Raw genomic sequence first — 16988 nt, 5'->3', positions numbered from 1 at the left:
CCTGAATCCCCCCCCCCTTGAATCCCCCCAACCTCGCGTACCCGGCCGCCGGGCGCGGGGTCCACGTCCGCCACGCGGGGCGGTTCAACGCGGCTGCGCCGACGTTCCCGGCGGGCTGGGCGCGCCGCCGGACGACGCCGGTACCCGCTCCCTCGTCCACGACAGCAGCTCCTCGGAATCCAGCCTCGGGGTCCAGGCGTCGGCCCGTCCGCCGTCGCCGTCCCTGGGCAGGGGCCCCACCCCCAGCACCCGCAGACCCGCTCGCGCCGCCGACTCGATGCCGGTGAGGGAGTCCTCGACGGCGAGAGCGGTCGTGGGCGCGACTCCGCACAGCTCGGCGGCCGTGCTGTAGACGTCGGGCCACGGTTTGGGCCGTACGGTGCGCTCCGGACCGTCGTCGGGCGGCACCGGCCGCGGTCCACCGGAGTCCCCGGGCTGCACGGTGGGCACGACGACGTGGCGGAAGTACCGGCGGAGCCCGGCGCGCAGAAGGCTCTCGTCCACGACCTCCATCGGGCAGTTGCTGGCGACGGCCAGGGGAAGCCGGCGCGCGCACAGGCGGACGAAGTCGGAGGCGCCCGGCATGGTCAGCGGGTCCTCCGCGACGAGCGACAGGAAGTGTTCGAGCAGGGCGGTGGCGAGCTCGGAGGCCAGGTCGGGCTTGTTCGTCTCCTGCGCCATCAGGCGGCCGCAGTCGACGTAGTGCACCCCCTTGGCCCGCTCGGCGAAACCCGGCGGGGGCAGCAGCCCGAAGTCGCGGAAGGCCCGCGTACGAGCGTCCTGCCAGTGGCGTTCGGTGTCCATCAGGGTGCCGTCGCAGTCGAAGACGATGGCCTCGGGAGACCAGTCCGACAGTGTGTGTGAGATCGGCGTCACGGTGTCCTCCTCCGCAATTTGGGGCATCAGCCGCAAAAGGAAAACATTGCGACGACTACGTTATTTCTGGCTCCAAATAGAGGGCAATCATCATTTCGAGTGGCTGGACCGGCTGATGCGCGTGATGTATGTGCTGCTGGAGCGCAAGGCTGGGCGTATGACCTGGTTGTCCGTCAGATAAGGTGCGGGCCAAGCGACTTGGCGGTGAAACGAAGGCGGATGTCACCGGCCGGCTCGCGAGAGCCGCGGGGGTCCGCCGACCGGGAAAATCCCTCCCCGAGGTCACGCGCCACTCGAAAGCGTGCACCATCGAAAGAAATGCGGAGGAACCGCGTACGTTGACGCCTGATTGCTCCGGGCGTACGCGGGCGCATTAGATTTTCCCTCACTCATTTCAAGACGAGCGGAAAGTATGGAATCTTGCAGGAACGGGCCAGAGCAACCCGCAGATCACTTCTGGAGGCGGCCGCCTGCCTCTTCGCCGAGAACGGTTACGCGGGGACCAGCGTCAACGACATAAGCAACCGGTCCGGACGCACCAGCGGGTCCGTGTACTTCCACTACACCAGCAAGGAGGGCATCGCCCTCGCCGTCGTCCAGGACGGCTTCGCCACCTGGCCCGCGCTCGCCAGGTGCTACGTCGACCGCACCGTGCCGCCACTGGAGCGTCTCGTCGTCCTGAGCCACGAGATCGCCCGCGCCCTTGCCGAGGACTCCCTGACCCGCGCGGGTGCCCGTCTCTGGGCGGAGCGCGAGACCATCAACGCGCGCCTTCCCGACCCTTTCGTGCTCTGGACGACCGCCGTGACCCGCCTCCTGGCCCAGGCCCGGCACAGCGGTCACCTGGCCGCCCACGTCCGCCCCGCCGCCACCGCCCGGACCCTGGTCCGCGCGTTCTTCGGCTTCTGCACGCTCACCGAGGCACTGGACGGCCGTGAGGCACTCAGAGCGCGCATCTCCGACTGGTGGGAACTGACCCTGCCGGCCATCCTGTCGGACCCGCGCCCGACGACGTTCACGGCGCCGACGCGGGTCGGGAGCGACTGCGGCGGCTGAGCGGCGAGAGCCGAACGCCCCGGACGTGCGCCCTTGGACGCGCCGGACGTACGTCACCGGGCGCCTCAGACGTACGTCACCGGACACCTCGGAACGTACGCCCCCGGACGCTCTCGGACGTACGCCTCTGGCCGAGCGCCCCGAAAGTGACCCCCGCCCCGGTCCGACGGCTCCCCGCCCGGCCACTCCTTCGTATGAACGCGGGCCCTCCCCTCCTCGCCGCGACGTGACCCGACGGCGGAGGGACCGCCGCTTTCCTGAGCGGCGTGAACGTTTCCCCGGTCGCCCGGTGACCCGGGCGCCGACGGGAACGCGGGCTCCGGCCCGCCCGCCACCTCGTTACGATCACGCGTCCGCAGGCCGAGGCCCCCATGTCCGCCGTTATGCAGGCTCGCGACCTGCTGCTATGCCGTTGATGCAGCGTTGGTCCAACGACATGGACGCCCGCCTGTCCGTACGAAGACAGGGAGGTACGCGAGCCATGACACACGAGCGAGGGAGCCGGTACCCGGAGCGGCAGCCGGGAGCAGAACTGGCGGCGCTGCTCCGGCGGTGGTGGGAGGGCGCGGGTGGCTCGTCCGACGGCAGGCGCCCCACACAGCAGGCACTGGCCGCACGTCTGGGCATCGACCAGACGACACTGTCGCGCTACCTGAACCCGAAACACCCGTCCACGGCGCCCCTGGGGATCGTGGAAGCCCTGCACGCCCACCTGCGGGCACCGGCAACGGAACTGGACCTGGCCAGGTCGCTGAGCAGGTCCGCCCTGGAGTGGAACAGCAGGCAGCGCGCGATCCACCCCGGCCCGGCCCCCGCCGCCGACGGCACGGGCGCCTCCCTCGGCACAGCACCCGGGGGCACGGGCAGCCCTGCCGGCACCTCCACCGCCGGCACCTCCATCGCCGGTGCGTCCGCCGCCGGTGCGTCCGCCACCTCCACCGGGCGCGGCCCTCGCTTCCGCCGGGCTCGCCCCCTCCTTGCCCTCGGGATCACGGCGGCCGTGGCCTTCGTGACCGGCCTGCACGTCAACGAGTGGCTCGCCCCGACCGGACAGGCCGACTCCCGGGCCGGGGAGCCCGGCGCGGCGGGCGCCGACGCGGTGGACCGGACGGACCGGACGGACCGGACGGACCGGACGGACCGGTCGGACCAGGCATCGGAGGAATGGCCGCTGCTGTACATGGACAAGGACGCCGTGGACAGGTACGCGTGGGGCCGCGCCCTGCAGTACCTGCTGAAGGAGCACGGCTACGACGTGCGGGCCGACGGCCGGTTCGAGGAGACGACCCACGAAGCGGTCATGGACTTCCAGGAGAAGCACCAGCTCCAGGCCGACGGCAAGGTGGGCAACCACACCTGGCCGGAACTGCTGGAACAGGTCGAGCCGGGTGACACGGGCCCGGCCGTACGGGCCGTACAGGACCTCCTGAACAACGTCGGCCTGGGAGCCACGGCGGTCTCGGGACACTTCACGGCGGCGACGGCAGAGGACCTGAAGGTGTTCCAGCGCACCCATGGCCTCCCGGTGACAGGAGAGACGGACCGGGCGACCTGGCTCGCCCTGCTCGTCAACCAGCGCCCACCCGTCAGCTCACCCGACTACCAGCGCTCCGAGAACCGTTCGCCGGTACCTCCCTCATGACTGCCGCATAACCGCAGGTCGCAGCCCGCCCCGTACGTGCGGCACGGGCATGCATGGATGCACATGGAAGAGCTTCGCGCATCGTGCTCGCCGTCCGATTCCGCCGGACATGCTGAGGACGGGACGACCGGCGTTCCCGGACGCACCGCCCGGCCACACCGGCGGCGCGGCTCCGGAACGCAAGCAACGAGCCGGTCCTGTCCCGCCGAACACCCTCCAACTCACTCTCTCTAAGGGGTACTTCCATGTCCGCAGTCCGCAAGACCGTGACGTCCGCCCTCTCCGCCGTCCTGCTCGCCGGCGGGCTCGCCCTGGGCGCCGCCGCCCCGGCGAACGCCGCCACCTGCCCGTCGTCCGCCTCCCCGAAGATCAGCGGTGCGGAGGCGAGTTGGACGCTGCGTTGCTCGGGCGGCAAGGTCACGGTGTCCGGCTGGGTCGAGGACACCCGCACGGACGGCAAGTGCGCCGTGGTCCGCATCGTGGGCGGCAACGGCCAGACCAAGCGTGCAGAGGCCTGCAACTCCGGCGTCCGCAAGCAGTTCTCCCACTCCTTCGCCGGCACGAAGAAGGCCGAGGCCCGGCTGGCCCTCGCCTGACGACTCCGTACGGCTGGACGGGGGCGGGCCGTTTGGCCCGTCCCCCTTACCCGAGGTCTGGCCCGGTCGGTCGGCAGCGGACGCGCGCAGCTTCCAAGGCCGCCGCAGAGCAGAGAATCCCCCAGGCATGACGACGATCTCACGACGCCACGTTGCCCCGTGGAACGGCCGTCGGTCAGGCCCCGACAGCGGCCAGCACAGCGGGAACGTCCGAGAGGGATTCGAGAACAACCGCGGCACCGGCCGCTCGCAACTCCTCGACCGAAGCCCGGCCTGTGGCCACCGCGACGACCCGGACTCCCGCCTCCCGCCCGCCCGCGGCATCGGCCGGAGTATCACCGAAGAACACCGCTGCGGAGCCCTGAACACCTCCCCGGGCCAGCGCTTTACGGAGCAGCTCCGGACGGCCTTCCCCGTCCTCGCCGTACGCCCCCTCGTCCCAGACCATGTGACCGCCCAAGCCGAACGCAGCCAGCTTGACCTCGGCTGCCGCGCGGACGTTTCCCGACACGACCGACTGACGCACGCCGCGCTCGGAGAGCGCCGCGAGGACCTCCGCAGCGCCTGGCAACGCGTGTCCCCGCACCCTGAGCTCAGCCGCACGGCGGACGTGAACCGTGCCGAGGGCCTCGGCGAAGGCTGCGAACAGGTCCTCGGTGTAGGGGATGCCGTGCAGGCGTGCCGTCTCCCGGAGGATCACTCGTTCCGTCGACCCCGTCACCGACGCCTGCTGGCGCATCGCCGTGCCCGTCACTTGCTCGAACGCCTCGGCCCAGAGTTCGCGCCCGAGCCCTCTGGTCGCCATCAGCGTGTGGTCGATGTCCCACAGCACAAGTTCCGGCACTGACGCCTCCTTTCGACCTGAACGGCCCCTCGCCGACTCAGACTCGTCGGCCGGGGATGCATTGCGACTCCCCGCAAGCCTCCCGCTTCAGCCGCAATGTGAGGTCGATGCCCTCCTGGACGGCGACATCGAAGTCGGGGTCCTGGTACAGGCGGATTCGACCGCGATAGTCCACGAGTACTGCCGCTACGGCCGTCAGGTCTGTTTCCGACGAGCCGTCCAGCGCCCGTTGGAGGTCGGCCTCGAATGCCGCGACTCCGTTCGAGGGGCCGTGGCCCGCGCGTAGGGCCGCTCGTACATCACCGAACGTCTGCAACGGCAAGGGGCGGGGCGCACGGGTCTCCACGGTGTTCACCAGTCTTTGCGCGTGACGTGAAGAGGACAAGTCCTCATCGGAGCTCAGGAAGAAGGCTGTCCGTTGTGCCGCACCGCGTCGATGAACACACGCCACGTGCTCAGCCGCACACTGAGACTTGGCCCCTCGACGTACTTCGAGTCGCGCACCAACGCACCGCGTGAGACGTACGCGCACTCAACGCATTCAGTGCCACTGCCCCCGCTGTACGAGGACTTGAACCAGCGCGGCTCCGTGTCGCCTGCTATCAAGACTCACTCCTTGCTGAACCGGTCAATGAGGTCGACCGAGGACTCGAGGTCGAGCGCCTGGGCGCTGAGGTAGTCGAAGGCCAACCTATATCGATCGAGTTCCTCGGGCTTCTCCATGAACAGGCCACCGCCGAGGAGGTCCACATAGACGACGTCCAGTTCCCGAGTTTGGCCGCGGAGAGTGACGAAGCTCCCGACGGCTGCCGCATGCGCTCCCAGGGAGAACGGAAGGACTTGGACGGTGATGTGTGGTCGTTCCGCGCAGGCCAACAGGTGGGCGAGTTGTTCCCGCATGACCTCACGTCCGCCGACCTGGCGTCGGAGCGCGGCTTCGTCGATTACGCACCAGATGCGCGGGGGCTCGTCGCGCTCCAGTAACTCCTGTCGCTTCATGCGGATGTCAACCATGTGCTGGACTTCGCGTTCGTCACACTGCATCTCTGATGCGCGATGGACCGCCTCCGCGTAGGCGCGGGTCTGGAGAAGCCCCGGAATGTACATGCACGCGTAGTGATCCTCGCGTACGACCTCGTCTTCCAAGGTCAGCATCAAGTTCATGGAATCCGGGATGGAATCGGCCAGAGACCGCCACCACCCCTGGATCTTGGCACCCTTCGCTAGTTCGACCAGTGCCAGGCGCTCGTCGTCCGTGGCCGAGTACTCACGACACAGGGCGTCTACGGCCGGCCACTTGACGGCGCCCTCCTTGGTCTCGTAGCGGCTCAACGTCGCCTTCGAAATGCCGACCCGGGCACCCGCCTCTTCGAGGGTGAGTCCCGTGCGTTCCCGAAGCCGTCGCAGGTCAGCGCCCAGTTGACGCCTGCGGGTGGTGGGTCCGACTGCCATGTCCTCAGCCCTTCGCATGTGGTCCGGTAGATCGTGGCGCCCAGCCGGTGGTCGCGGCAAGAAGGTGTGCGCTGGGGGCGTGCGGCGAGGCATCGTGCCCCTACTCGAGCGATATGAGAGTTCCATTTCGAGAGTTTCAATGCAACTCTGTGTCGCGAAGTCGTCACAGTGAGGCGTTGATGGTGGGGAGTTGCAAGGGATGAACGACGCTCTATGGCAGCCCATGCGGCCTTGGAGGCTGCAGTTTCTGGCCGTGGCCGACCAGGTGGGGGCACTTCGGCGTGCGCTGAGAGTCCACCTGGAGTACTGGGGGCTGACCGATCTGACGGATACAGCCGAGACCTGCGCCAGCGAACTCGTCGCCAACGTCATCAAGCACGTTGGGCCGGGGGCGCCGTCCATGCTCGTCGCCTCGCTCGGTGGCCCTCGTCTGCGCATCGAGGTCCAAGACCCCGATGCTCGCGCTCTCCCCACGCTCACCTGCGCGAGCCTTGACGCGGAGTCGGGCCGGGGGATGGCATTGGTCGACGCCCTGAGTGATCGCTGGGGCGTAGAACTCGCCGGTGATCACAAGGTGACATGGTGCGAGTTCCGTGTGGACTGCACCGTCACGGCGCGTCGGTGCACGCCGATGCCGCGACTCGCCCGGGCCGTGGACGTGTTGAGCTTGTACGGCGGTTCAGGAAAGACCCCGGAGCCGGTTGACCAGGGCCGTTTGGCGACGGCTCGGGGCCAAGACGCCGCGATCAATGCCATCACCGACCTCCTCTACTGGTTCTGCGCGCAAGGGTGGGACGTAGACGACGTGCTGGATCAGGCGCAGTCGCACTTCGACGCGGAGTGCGAAGTGCGACTGCCCTGAGCTATCCCGGTCGAGGACGACGCGCGCGGCTCAACTCGCCTGGATCGCTGCGCAGTAGGACCACACGTCGGCCGGGAGCGGGTGGTCGAGGTGCCAGGTGATCGCCATCGGCTTACTGCCGCTGTGCTCCACGTAGGTTGCCGGGCCCAGGAGCATCCAGGGCTGGGACTTGCCCGTGTCCGTTGTTGCGTAGCGGCGCATGAACAGCAGGACGTGGGTGCCGCGACCGGCGTGTTGCTGGTACCGCTTGCCGGTGGCGGAGTCCGGGGAGGTCGCGTTCTGGGACTCCCAGTGGAAGAGGTTCGGACTGATCGCGTAATCCTTGTATCGGACGGTGGGTGAGAAGTCCTTCTCGTCCTTTTCGAGTGTGATCAGCAGCGCGTCGGTCTGGAACTCCTCCGCCCACTGCACACCCTGGGCGAAAGACCGCGGCATCTGGCCACCGAACCTGGCGATACCGAGGGCGGCAAGGATCTCCGAGCGGTTGTACGAGCTGTGGACCTTCAGCGGTACGGCGCCGAGGTCATCGGGCAGTGGAATCGGTACGTGGTCGGCTCGGTCGATCACGTATGACAGCACTTGCCGGAGCTCATCCCTAAGGGCTCGTTGCGGACGCAGGGTTGCCAGGCCCTCCGAGTAGCTCGTGAACCCACCCGCGTTGTCCCACAGGTTGAAGAAGAGCATGCGGGCATAAGCCTGTCCGAGCTGGTCGAGCTCCTCGTATGGCGGGGCGTCGTCTGCCAGTAGATTCCGGTATGCCCGCGCACGCTCGGGGTCGTCCACGTGCAGGAAGGCGTGAACCCGCTTGAGTAGCGCATCCTCGCCCGGCGGGGCAGGTTCGGCGGCCAGACCCGCACGGCGCAGAATGAGGGTCCAGGAGTTGTTGCTCTTGTACAGCTCCTTGATCTCCCGACGACTCTCGTGGAGATACTCGGCGAGGAGCGGAGTGCTGTACTCCTTGACCTCCTTCACCAGCGTCTTCACCGTGGCGGTCAACTGGGTCCTGATGTTGTCGAGGACCAGCTTCTTGGCCTTACCCTCCAGGATGATCTGGCAGCCGGACGGCAACTGCGGAAAGCCCCGTTCCATGTGCTCGACCAGCCGATTGCGCGACAGGTTGGTCATGGCCCGGAACTGCTCTTCGAAGCGGAACTCCGCTCGGTGCTGCCCGATGAAGTCGAGGACCGTGAGCACCGGCTTCGTGTCAGTACGCCGCAGTCCCCTCCCCAGTTGCTGGAGGAAGACGGTGGCGCTGTTGGTAGGCCGCAGGAGGAGGAGTGTGTCCACGTCCGGGATGTCGAGGCCCTCGTTGAACAGGTCCACCGAAAAGATGACCTGGAGCTCACCTGCTTGGAGTTCGGAGAGTGCTCGGGCTCGAACCTCCGCCGGTGAGTCGCTGTCGAGCGCGACGGCTCGGAAGCCGGCCTTGCGGAAGAACTCGGCCATGAAGTGCGCATGCGCCTTCGTGACGCAGAAGCCGAGCGCGCGCATGGCACCGGGATCGGAGACTTTGTCCCGGACCTGCTTGACGATGATGCGAGCTCGTGCGTCGTTGCCCGTCAGGAGGTTGCCGAGCTCCTGATCAGCATACGAACCCTTCTGCCATGTGAGGTTCGTGAGGTCGGTACCGTCGGGGATGCCGAAGTAGTGGAAGGGAGACAGGAGGTCGTTCTCCAGGGCCTCCCAGAGCCTCATCTCGGCGGCGATGCGGCCGTCGAAGTACTCGTCCTGGACGTTGCGTCCGTCCGTCCGCTCGGGAGTGGCGGTGAGACCCAGCAACTCCTTGGGCGCAAAGTGCTCGATCACGCGTCGGTACGTATCGGCCGGGGAGTGGTGGAACTCATCGATGACGATGACGTCGAAGTGGTCGGGGGCCAATTGCTCCAGCCTCCGCACGTTGAGGGACTGGACACTGGCGAATACGTGGGTCCACTCCTGCGGATCGGCTCCGCCATGCAGCAACTCGCCGAACGACGCGTCGACCAACACCTCGCGGTAGGTCCGCAGGGACTGTTTGAGGATCTCCTTGCGATGCGCCACGAACAGCAGCTTGGGTCGGCCGGAGGTCGCCTGACGACTCAGCTCGCGGTAGTCGAGGGCGGCCATCACGGTCTTCCCGGTGCCGGTGGCCGCGACCAGTAGATTGCGGTGCCGCCCTCGGATCTCGCGCTCGGCGGTCAGACGCTCCAGCATGTCCCGCTGGTGTGGGAAGGGGCGTACCTGGAGGCCGGACAGGTTGATCTTGAACTCGGTGCTCGACGCCGTACCACCCGCCCGGGCCAGGGCCTCGTCCAGCCGCTCACCGTGCTCATCCGGGTCGTACGTCTCGAACGCCACGTCATTCCAGTAGGCGTCGAAAGTGGCCTCGAACTTGTCCATCACCGCTGGTGTGGCCACCGACGACAGCCGTACGTTCCACTCCAGACCGTCCAGCAGCGCAGCGCGGGAGAGGTTCGAGCTGCCGACGTACGCCGTGTCGAATCCCGTCTTGCGTCGGAAGAGCCAAGCCTTGGCGTGCAACCGCGTCGAGCGGGTCTCGTAGTTCACCTTCACGGTGGCGCCGAATTCACGTACGAGGCGGTCGAGTGCGCGCCGGTCCGTGGCACCCATGTAGGTCGTGGTGATGATCCGGATCGGGACGCCCCGCTCCTTTGCTGCGAGGAGGGAGTCCTCCAGCACGCGGATGCCGTACCACTTCACGAAGGCACAGAGCAGATCGATGCGATCCGCCGTGGCCAATTCGGCCCGCAACTCCGAGCCCAGGTTGAGGTCCTCGGGGGAGTTGGTGAGAAGTGATGTTTCGGAGAGAGGGGTGAGCGGGCGGATCGCATAGGCGCCCGGTGCCTCCTGCTCCGCCAGAGCCAGCAACTGGCGAGGCCCCTTGACGATGCTGCTGACGGATTCCGCACCGCTCTGCCCATCGACGTCGGCCGCAAGGGAATCAAGAACTCGATTCGCGAAGGGGACTCGGTCTTCCGGGCGAAGTTGGCTGAGACGACGGGTCACTATGTCGGCGACGTGCCGGGCCAGCACATGGGGTGACGATTCTGCACCGACCTCGACGTCGATGGCCTTCCAACCCGCAGCCTCAAGACGTTCCAGTTCACTGTGCACCTGGTCCGTGATCAGTTGCTCGTAGACCCCCGCGACCGGCTGCTCCCGGCCCCCCGACTGCTCCACCCCGACCCCTTTCACCACCGTGCGGATGTGGAGGCAGTTGTAGCAGGAGCCACTGACAACGACCATTGATAACGTGCCCCCATGACTCACCCGTTGGACGAAGGACCGTTCTTCCACGGTACGAAGGCGGAACTGAGTGTCGGGGATCGGCTCACCGCCGGTTTTCGTTCGAACTACCGGCCCGAGGTCGTGATGAAGTACGTCTACTTCACCGCCCTGCGCGACGGCGCCGGGCTGGCCGCGGAGCTCGCCGCCGGTGACGGGGTTCCGCGGGTGTACGAGGTGGAGCCGACCGGGGAGTTCGAGAACGATCCGAACGTGACCGACAAGAAGTTCCCGGGGAACCCGACCCGCTCCTACCGCAGCAGGGCACCGCTCCGGATCGTCGGTGAGGTCGACGACTGGACGCGGCTGACGCCCGAGGCCCTACAGAAGTGGCGGGAGCGGCTGGCCACGATGGCGCTGGAGGGCCGGGGCGAGATCATCAACTGACCCGAGACCGGATCGGGGAGGGACCGGGGAGGGACCGGGAGAGCGGGGCCGGGGAGGCGTCAGGTTCCCGGGGTGCCGTCCGTCAGGAACGCCGTGAGGCCGTCCAGCAGCATCCCGCTGCCCTGTTCCGCGCCGTCCCGTTCCTCCGCCGTGTCGCAGGTCTGGTGGAGGGTGATGACCGTGTTGCGCGGGCCCTGCTCCGTCAGTTCGAGGGTCATCGTCGCCGGGTCCGGGCGGCCCGGGACGTCCATGCCGATGGTCAGGCGGCGCGGCTCGGCGACCTCGGCGTAGGAGCCCGTCAGGGGGATCTCCGTGCCGTCGGGGGTGCGCATCGTTGCCTTCCAGGTGCCGCCGGGGCGGACGTCCATCTCCACGGAGCCGGGGACGGCGTAGGCCCAGCGGGCGTACTGGTCGGGAGTGGTCCAGGCGGCCCAGACCCGGGACGCGGGGGCGTCGAGGGTGCGGGTCAGGGTGTAGGAGAAGCCCTGGCCGGCCGCGGTGGGCGTCTGCTCGGTGCTCATGTCGTCGTGCCTCCTCCGGTGGCGGTGCCTCGCCGTCGCCGGTGAGGCTCTCGCACCTGTAGACGACCGGCGGCGCCCGATCTCATCGCTCCCGGGGGACCGGTTCTCGGCGCCGGTGCACTCGCCGGGCGGCCACCGCGCTTTCGTGCTCCCGGCCCGGCCCGGCCCGGCGCCACGGTGTCGCGGGAGGTGTTCCTGACGAGCTCGGCGCGCCGCCACTCGGCGAGTGGCCGAATCGGCGGGCGGCGCCCTCTCGTGGCAGGCACGGGGCGTGGGCGCCGACGTCTGTGTCGTGACGTTGTCCGGATTTCTGAACGTCCTTGTCACAGAACCCGGTTGGTTTCACGCGGCCTTTAACCCAGACGACCGGTCCCGTTACGCTCCGCGTGGTTCGGAGGCACGCAACCCACTCTCGACGGAACGGACACAGCGGGTTATGCAGCTACTGGGGGAGAACGAGCGGCGCCGCGTCGGCCCGTACCAACTGATGGCCACTCTGGGCCGTGGAGCCATGGGCGAGGTGTACCTGGCCCGCTCCCGCCGGGGGCAGATCCGTGGCCGTCAAGGTCGTGTCGGAGGAACTCGCGAGAGACCCGGAGTTCCGGCGCGCCCTTGCGCGGGAGGTGGCGGGTGCGCTGCGGGTGAACGGGTTCTACGTGGCCCAGGTCGTCGACGCGGACGCGGACCCCGGGCAGGCAGGGGAGCCGCCGTGGCTCGCCACCGCCTACATCGCCGGGCCCTCGCTCCAGGCCGCCGTGGACGCGCACGGGCCGCTCCCCGGTGAAGCCGTACGGGTGCTCGGGGCCGGGCTGGCCGAGGGACTCGCCGCTGTGCACGGGGCCGGGCTCAGCCATGGGGACCTCAAGCCGGGCAACGTGATCCTCGGCGAGGACGGGCCACGCCTCACCGACTTCGCCGTGTCCAGGGCGCTCGACGCGGCCCATCCCTCCATGACGGTGGGAGGGGCCTTCGGGTGGTACATCGCTCCCGAGCGGATTCGCGGGGGCGAGCCCGCCGGACCCGCGTCCGCGTACGCGTCCGACGTGTTCTCCCTCGCCGGGGTGCTCGTCTTCGCCGCCACGGGCCGCCCGCCCTTCGGCGGCGAGGCCGGGTCCGGGGCGCTGCACCGGATCGTGCACGAGGAGGCGGACCTCACCGGTGTCCCGGCGGGCCTGCGCGGTGTGGTCCGGGACTGCCTGGCCAAGGACCCCGGCGCGCGGCCGGGACTCCCGGAGGTGCTGCGACGCCTCGCCACCCCGTCGGACCGGCCTGCCGGGTCCGCCGGGGCGGGGGCGTCCGCCGGGGCCGGTGGGGCCGGGGCCGGTGGGGCCGACGGGCGGCCGTGGCTGCCACCGGCCGTCGCCGCGATGGCCGGGGAACTGCGGGAGCAGACGCAGAAGCTCCCTCGCGGTGCGAAGCCGATGGGGCGCCGCGGGCTGCTCGCCGCCGTCGGCGCGGTCGCCGTCGCGGCGGTGGCGGTGCCCGTGGTGATGAGCCTCGGCGGCGAGGACGAGGACGAGGGAGACGGCAAGGGGGCCGGTGGGGACCTCGGGTCGAAGGGGGCGGGCGATGCCGCACTGCCGGCTGCCGTCAAGCTCCTGCCGAAGAAGAAGGTGTCGCTGGGCAAGGTCGACGACAGGGCTCCCTTCGGCTTCAGCCCGGACGGGAAGTCCCTGGCCGTCGGCGGAGTCGAGCGACTGAGGCTCTTCGACGTCGCCTCCGGCCGGGAGACCGACGAGCTCAAGGTCGAGAAGGCCACGGGGGAGCTGCACGGCGTCGCCTACAGCCCGCGCGGCGGGGTTCTCGCCGCCGGTTACCACTGGAACACGTACCTCGGCATCGCCGACGGCGGGAGTTACACCCCGGACGTCGGCGGAGTGACGGTATGGGACCCCGCGTCGGGGAAGACGGTGGCCGAGTTGAAGACGGAGCCCACCGGCGGGGGCGGCCTGATGCCGCTGTGGGGGATCGCGCTGAGCCCGGACGGCCGGTCCGTCGCGGCGGCCTGCAACGGCGAGGGCGCCATCGGGAAGGTACCGGTGTGGGACGTGCGGTCCGGGAAGCCGGTCGAGGAGCTGGTGGTCGGGGCGGGCCGCGGCACCTCCACGAGCTGGGTGACGAGCGTGGCCTACAGCCCGGACGGCAAGACCCTCGTCGCGGGCTACCGCAGGGACCTGGAGGGCGGGCTGGTGTTCTGGGACGTCTCCTCGGGCCAGTACCGGGAGCTCGCGACCGAACGGGTGCGGAGCAAGGAGACCTTCGGCGTGAGCGGCCTCGCCTTCAGCCCGGACGGCAGGACCCTCGCGTGCGCGTACGGCGGCGTGGAGGTGTGGGACGTCGCCTCGCGCAAGTGGCTCGCCTCGCCCGGTGAGACCAGCGACGGCTACAGCGCGGTGGCCTTCAGTCCGGACGGGAAGCTGATCGCCGCGGTGGCCCACGGCCGGGTCACCCTCTGGGACGCGGACTCGCACAAGGAGGCCGTCTCGGCGAAAGGGGGCGACGAAGGGACGGGGAACATCGCCTTCAGCCCGGACGGGAAGACGCTGGCGGCGACCTTCGAGGACGCCAAGAAGCAGACCGTCGTCCAGCTCTGGGACGTTCAGTGACGCAACCCCTCGGCGCCCACGACCCGCGTGAGATCGGCCCGTACCAGTTGCTGCACCGCCTGGGCCGGGGCGGGATGGGTCAGGTCTTCCTCGGCCGTTCCCCCGGCGGCCGGCTCGTCGCCGTCAAGCTGGTCCATCCGGAGCTCGCGAGCAACACGGAGTTCCGGCGCCGCTTCGCACAGGAGGTGGCCGCGGCGCGGAAGGTCGGCGGGTTCTACACCGCGCAGGTCGTCGACGCCGATCCGGAGGGCGACCCGCCGTGGCTCGTCACCGCCTACATCCCCGGCCCTTCGCTGCACCAAGTGGTCGTGGAGCAGGGCGCCCTGAAGGGAACGGCGTTGCGGGTTCTCGGCTCCGGCCTGGCCGAGGGGCTGGCGGCGGTGCACGCGGCCGGGCTCGTCCACCGGGACCTCAAGCCGGCGAACGTGATCGTCGCCGACGACGGCCCGCGCGTCATCGACTTCGGTATCGCGCGCGCCCTGGAAGGCACGTCCGGCACCACCCAGTTGACGCAGTCGGCCATCGGCACCCCCGGCTACATGTCGCCCGAACAGGCCCGCGGCCTGGCCACCGGTCCCGAGTCGGACGTCTTCGCGCTCGGCTGCGTCCTGGCCTTCGCCGCGACCGGGCACGCACCGTACGGGAAGGGGCGTCCCGAAGTCGTTCTCTACCGCACGATCCACGAGGACCCCGACCTGGCAGGCGTGCCCTCCGACCTCGCCCCGTTCATCGAGCGGTGCCTGGCCGCCGATCCGGCCGAGCGCCCCACGCTCGCCGCCGTGCTCGACCGTCTTGCCACCTCGGCCGACGACACCCGGTGGCTGCCGGAGAGCGTCAACGCGATGATCGAGGAGCGGCGGGCGGCGACGCTGCTGCTGCCGCCCGAGGCCGAGCGGACAGCCGGCCGCAGCGAAGGGCTCCGGAGCGCTCGCAGAACCCTGACGAGGCCCCAGCGGTACACGGCGGCCGCCGCGGCCGGGGTTCTCGCCGCCGCGGGCGTGGTCTGGGGCGTGACGGCGTGGCCCGACGCGCCCGGCAGTGGTTCCGGCTCGGACAAGCCCTCTTCCTCCTCCGCGACCGGCACGGCGAACGCCGCCGCCACGAGCGGACGGCCGTGCGACATCATCGACAACTCGGTCATCCGTCAGTTCGACCTCACCGACACCGGCACGGCAGGCGGGTACACGAGGGGTTCGGCCGAGGTGCGCACCTGCACCTGGGCATCGGCCAAGTGGGGCGTCGACGTGGATTTCTCCTTCACGCTCGCCTACGCACCCAAGCCGGTCGACATGTTCGTCACCGCCACCAAACCCGACGAGGACCTGCCTCTGGAGGGCCTGCCCGAAGCGATCATCGCCGCCGACGCCGACACGTCGAGCTGCGAGATCGCCTGGCGCAAGCCCACCAAGGACGGCGGTGCGTACGCGACGGTGCTCGCGAAGATGCCCACGCGCGGGATGGGCCAGTGCCCGGTGGCGGAGGAGTTCGCGCAGGTGGTGCAGAAGGTGTTGCGGGGCGAGGAGCACGAGTGGCTGTTCTCGTGAGTCCGGGCCGGCGGCGCGGTACACGGGTTCGCCCGCCGCGCCGTCCTGCTCGTGCTCGACCGCCCGGTGACGGACGTCGAGGGCGACCACGCGCCGGCTCGGTCCGCGCCCACCGTGCTCAGCCCCCGTGGCACTCCCCGTACGCCCGCTCCGAGCCGCACCAGCACGCCGACCCGCGCTGCGGGGGCCACGCCACCGCGAGACCGCGGGCCGCCAGTGTCGTCGCGTACTGCGGGAGCAGGGCCGGGTCGGCCGGGGACGCGCCCTCCGATGCCGCGAACGCCTCGTAGGACGGGACCGTGCCCGGGACCACGCCCAGGTTCGGGGTGCCCGACGAGGCCAGTTCGCGCAGGGCCGCCTCCGTCGTCGCCAGGTGCTCCTCGTACGACGGGTACTCGGCGGCGAGGGGCGGGTACGCCTCGACCAGTTCCGCCAGCTCGCCGGCCGGCCAGTGGAGCATGGCCACCGGGAAGGGGCGGGACAGGGCCTCGCGGTAGGCGCCCAGCTCGGCGCGGAGGCGGGAGATCTCGGCCTCCAGGTCCGCCGGGTCGTCCGAGCCGAGGGACCAGACGCGCTTGGGGTCGTGCAGCTCGTCCAGGGAGACCGGCATCGAGTGCAGGGTGTCGGCCAGCGTGTCCCACTCGTCGTGGGCCAGGCCCAGCATGCGGCGGACGCGGTGGCGGCCGTAGAGGAGGGGATGGGTGGCGTACGGGGGCTCCGGTACGTCGGTGAGGAGCAGGCGGACGCCCTCCGTGAACGTCTCGTGCGCCGCCTCCAGCTCGTCGTGGGCCGCCAGGGCCTCGGCCACGATCACCCAGGGGGCCGGGTCGCGCGGCGCCGCCGCACGCACGCCGTCGATGATCGCCCTGGCCTCCGCCTCGTGGTCGTACTCCCAGAGGTTCGACGCCTTCAGGGCGCGGACCAGGGAGGGGTTGTCCAGCGGCGCGGAAGGGGCGTCGGGCGACAGCAGGCGGTCGTAGAGCCCGGTCGCGGCCGGGCGGTCGCCGGACAGTTCCAGGTGGGCGGCGGCGCGCAGCAGCAGGGCCTCGGCGTCCTCGGGGTAGAGGCCGGCGGTCCGTTCCAGGCGGGCCGCCTCGGCGGCGTGGTCGACGTTCTCGGCGGGCGTGTCGGGGCGCATGGGGGACACCGTACTGCCGTGGGGTGACGAGGGTTGGACGCGAGGGGGCCGTTCCCGGGCGGAGGAACCGCGGGACGGCCTGGACGTCATGGACCTCCTGGGCGCCCTGGACCTCTTGGGCGTCCTGGACCTCCTGGGCGCCCAGGGCGTCCTGTATAACTGGGAGATCCGAACTTCGG

15 protein-coding genes are annotated in these 16988 nt (G+C 69.9%); 7 read left to right on the top strand and 8 right to left on the bottom strand.

The window, feature by feature from the left end; translation table 11 throughout:
* Positions 1-84: 84 nt before the first annotated feature.
* Entirely contained in the window at positions 85-876 is a 792-nt protein-coding gene (locus tag IG88_RS0116405) for an HAD family hydrolase (protein WP_051851929.1), read from the bottom strand.
* A 420-nt stretch (positions 877-1296) separates the two neighbouring features.
* Here IG88_RS0116405 and IG88_RS0116400 point away from each other — a divergent pair, with 420 nt between their 5' ends.
* The 3 genes from IG88_RS0116400 to IG88_RS0116390 all read left to right on the top strand — a co-directional run bounded on the left by IG88_RS0116400 (position 1297) and on the right by IG88_RS0116390 (position 4170).
* Positions 1297-1932 carry a ScbR family autoregulator-binding transcription factor gene (locus IG88_RS0116400; RefSeq protein WP_031040997.1) on the top strand — a complete coding sequence of 212 codons (636 nt, stop codon included), beginning with the start codon at positions 1297-1299 and terminating at the stop codon, positions 1930-1932.
* A gap of 481 nt (positions 1933-2413) precedes the next feature.
* The gene (locus IG88_RS0116395; protein ID WP_031040994.1) at positions 2414-3574 is read left to right on the top strand and encodes a peptidoglycan-binding protein; all 1161 of its coding nucleotides are present in this window, start codon (positions 2414-2416) and stop codon (positions 3572-3574) included.
* Positions 3575-3819: 245 nt separating this feature from the next.
* Positions 3820-4170, top strand: a complete 351-nt coding sequence (locus IG88_RS0116390; protein ID WP_031040991.1) for a hypothetical protein — start codon at positions 3820-3822, stop codon at positions 4168-4170.
* A gap of 175 nt (positions 4171-4345) precedes the next feature.
* Here IG88_RS0116390 and IG88_RS0116385 read toward each other — a convergent pair whose 3' ends face one another.
* Genes IG88_RS0116385 through IG88_RS0116375 form a run of 4 tightly spaced genes read right to left on the bottom strand, consistent with a single transcriptional unit; the run spans position 4346 to position 6466 of the window.
* A complete protein-coding gene (locus IG88_RS0116385; protein ID WP_031040988.1) occupies positions 4346-5014 on the bottom strand; it encodes an HAD family hydrolase in 669 nt (222 codons plus the stop codon).
* Between the two features lie 37 nt (positions 5015-5051).
* Positions 5052-5369: a DUF6247 family protein gene (locus tag IG88_RS38730; protein ID WP_234332169.1), complete on the bottom strand. Its 318-nt coding sequence runs from the start codon at positions 5367-5369 to the stop codon at positions 5052-5054.
* A 44-nt stretch (positions 5370-5413) separates the two neighbouring features.
* Complete coding sequence (locus IG88_RS41325; RefSeq protein WP_324609005.1) at positions 5414-5620, bottom strand: DUF397 domain-containing protein; 207 nt, start codon at positions 5618-5620, stop codon at positions 5414-5416.
* A 3-nt stretch (positions 5621-5623) separates the two neighbouring features.
* Complete coding sequence (locus tag IG88_RS0116375; RefSeq protein WP_031040982.1) at positions 5624-6466, bottom strand: helix-turn-helix domain-containing protein; 843 nt, start codon at positions 6464-6466, stop codon at positions 5624-5626.
* Between the two features lie 253 nt (positions 6467-6719).
* Here IG88_RS0116375 and IG88_RS0116370 point away from each other — a divergent pair, with 253 nt between their 5' ends.
* Complete coding sequence (locus IG88_RS0116370; protein WP_234332168.1) at positions 6720-7328, top strand: ATP-binding protein; 609 nt, start codon at positions 6720-6722, stop codon at positions 7326-7328.
* A gap of 30 nt (positions 7329-7358) precedes the next feature.
* Here IG88_RS0116370 and IG88_RS0116365 read toward each other — a convergent pair whose 3' ends face one another.
* Positions 7359-10508 (bottom strand): DUF3427 domain-containing protein, encoded by a 3150-nt coding sequence (locus tag IG88_RS0116365; protein WP_037836032.1) that lies wholly within the window; start codon positions 10506-10508, stop codon positions 7359-7361.
* A gap of 81 nt (positions 10509-10589) precedes the next feature.
* On the opposite strand from IG88_RS0116365, the gene arr reads away from it, so the two are divergent.
* Positions 10590-11000, top strand: a complete 411-nt coding sequence (gene arr / locus IG88_RS0116360; protein ID WP_031040976.1) for an NAD(+)--rifampin ADP-ribosyltransferase — start codon at positions 10590-10592, stop codon at positions 10998-11000.
* A 59-nt stretch (positions 11001-11059) separates the two neighbouring features.
* Here the strand turns inward: arr and IG88_RS0116355 are convergent, their stop codons facing one another.
* Complete coding sequence (locus tag IG88_RS0116355) at positions 11060-11521, bottom strand: SRPBCC family protein (RefSeq protein WP_031040973.1); 462 nt, start codon at positions 11519-11521, stop codon at positions 11060-11062.
* A 554-nt stretch (positions 11522-12075) separates the two neighbouring features.
* Between IG88_RS0116355 and IG88_RS0116350 the strand changes: the two genes are divergently transcribed.
* Positions 12076-14127 (top strand): WD40 repeat domain-containing serine/threonine protein kinase, encoded by a 2052-nt coding sequence (locus tag IG88_RS0116350; protein WP_031040960.1) that lies wholly within the window; start codon positions 12076-12078, stop codon positions 14125-14127.
* The gene (locus IG88_RS40245; RefSeq protein ID WP_051851928.1) at positions 14124-15671 is read left to right on the top strand and encodes a serine/threonine-protein kinase; all 1548 of its coding nucleotides are present in this window, start codon (positions 14124-14126) and stop codon (positions 15669-15671) included. Before IG88_RS0116350 ends, IG88_RS40245 begins: the two co-directional genes overlap by 4 nt.
* A 118-nt stretch (positions 15672-15789) precedes the next feature.
* On the opposite strand, the gene IG88_RS0116340 is transcribed toward IG88_RS40245, so the two are convergent.
* Entirely contained in the window at positions 15790-16809 is a 1020-nt protein-coding gene (locus IG88_RS0116340; protein ID WP_031040953.1) for an SEC-C domain-containing protein, read from the bottom strand.
* Positions 16810-16988 lie beyond the last annotated feature (179 nt).

Origin of the sequence: Streptomyces sp. NRRL F-5650, assembly GCF_000721365.1 — a bacterium.
Taxonomy (GTDB): Bacteria; Actinomycetota; Actinomycetes; order Streptomycetales; family Streptomycetaceae; genus Streptomyces; species Streptomyces ardesiacus.
This window is presented reverse-complemented; position numbering and strand designations above follow the sequence as displayed.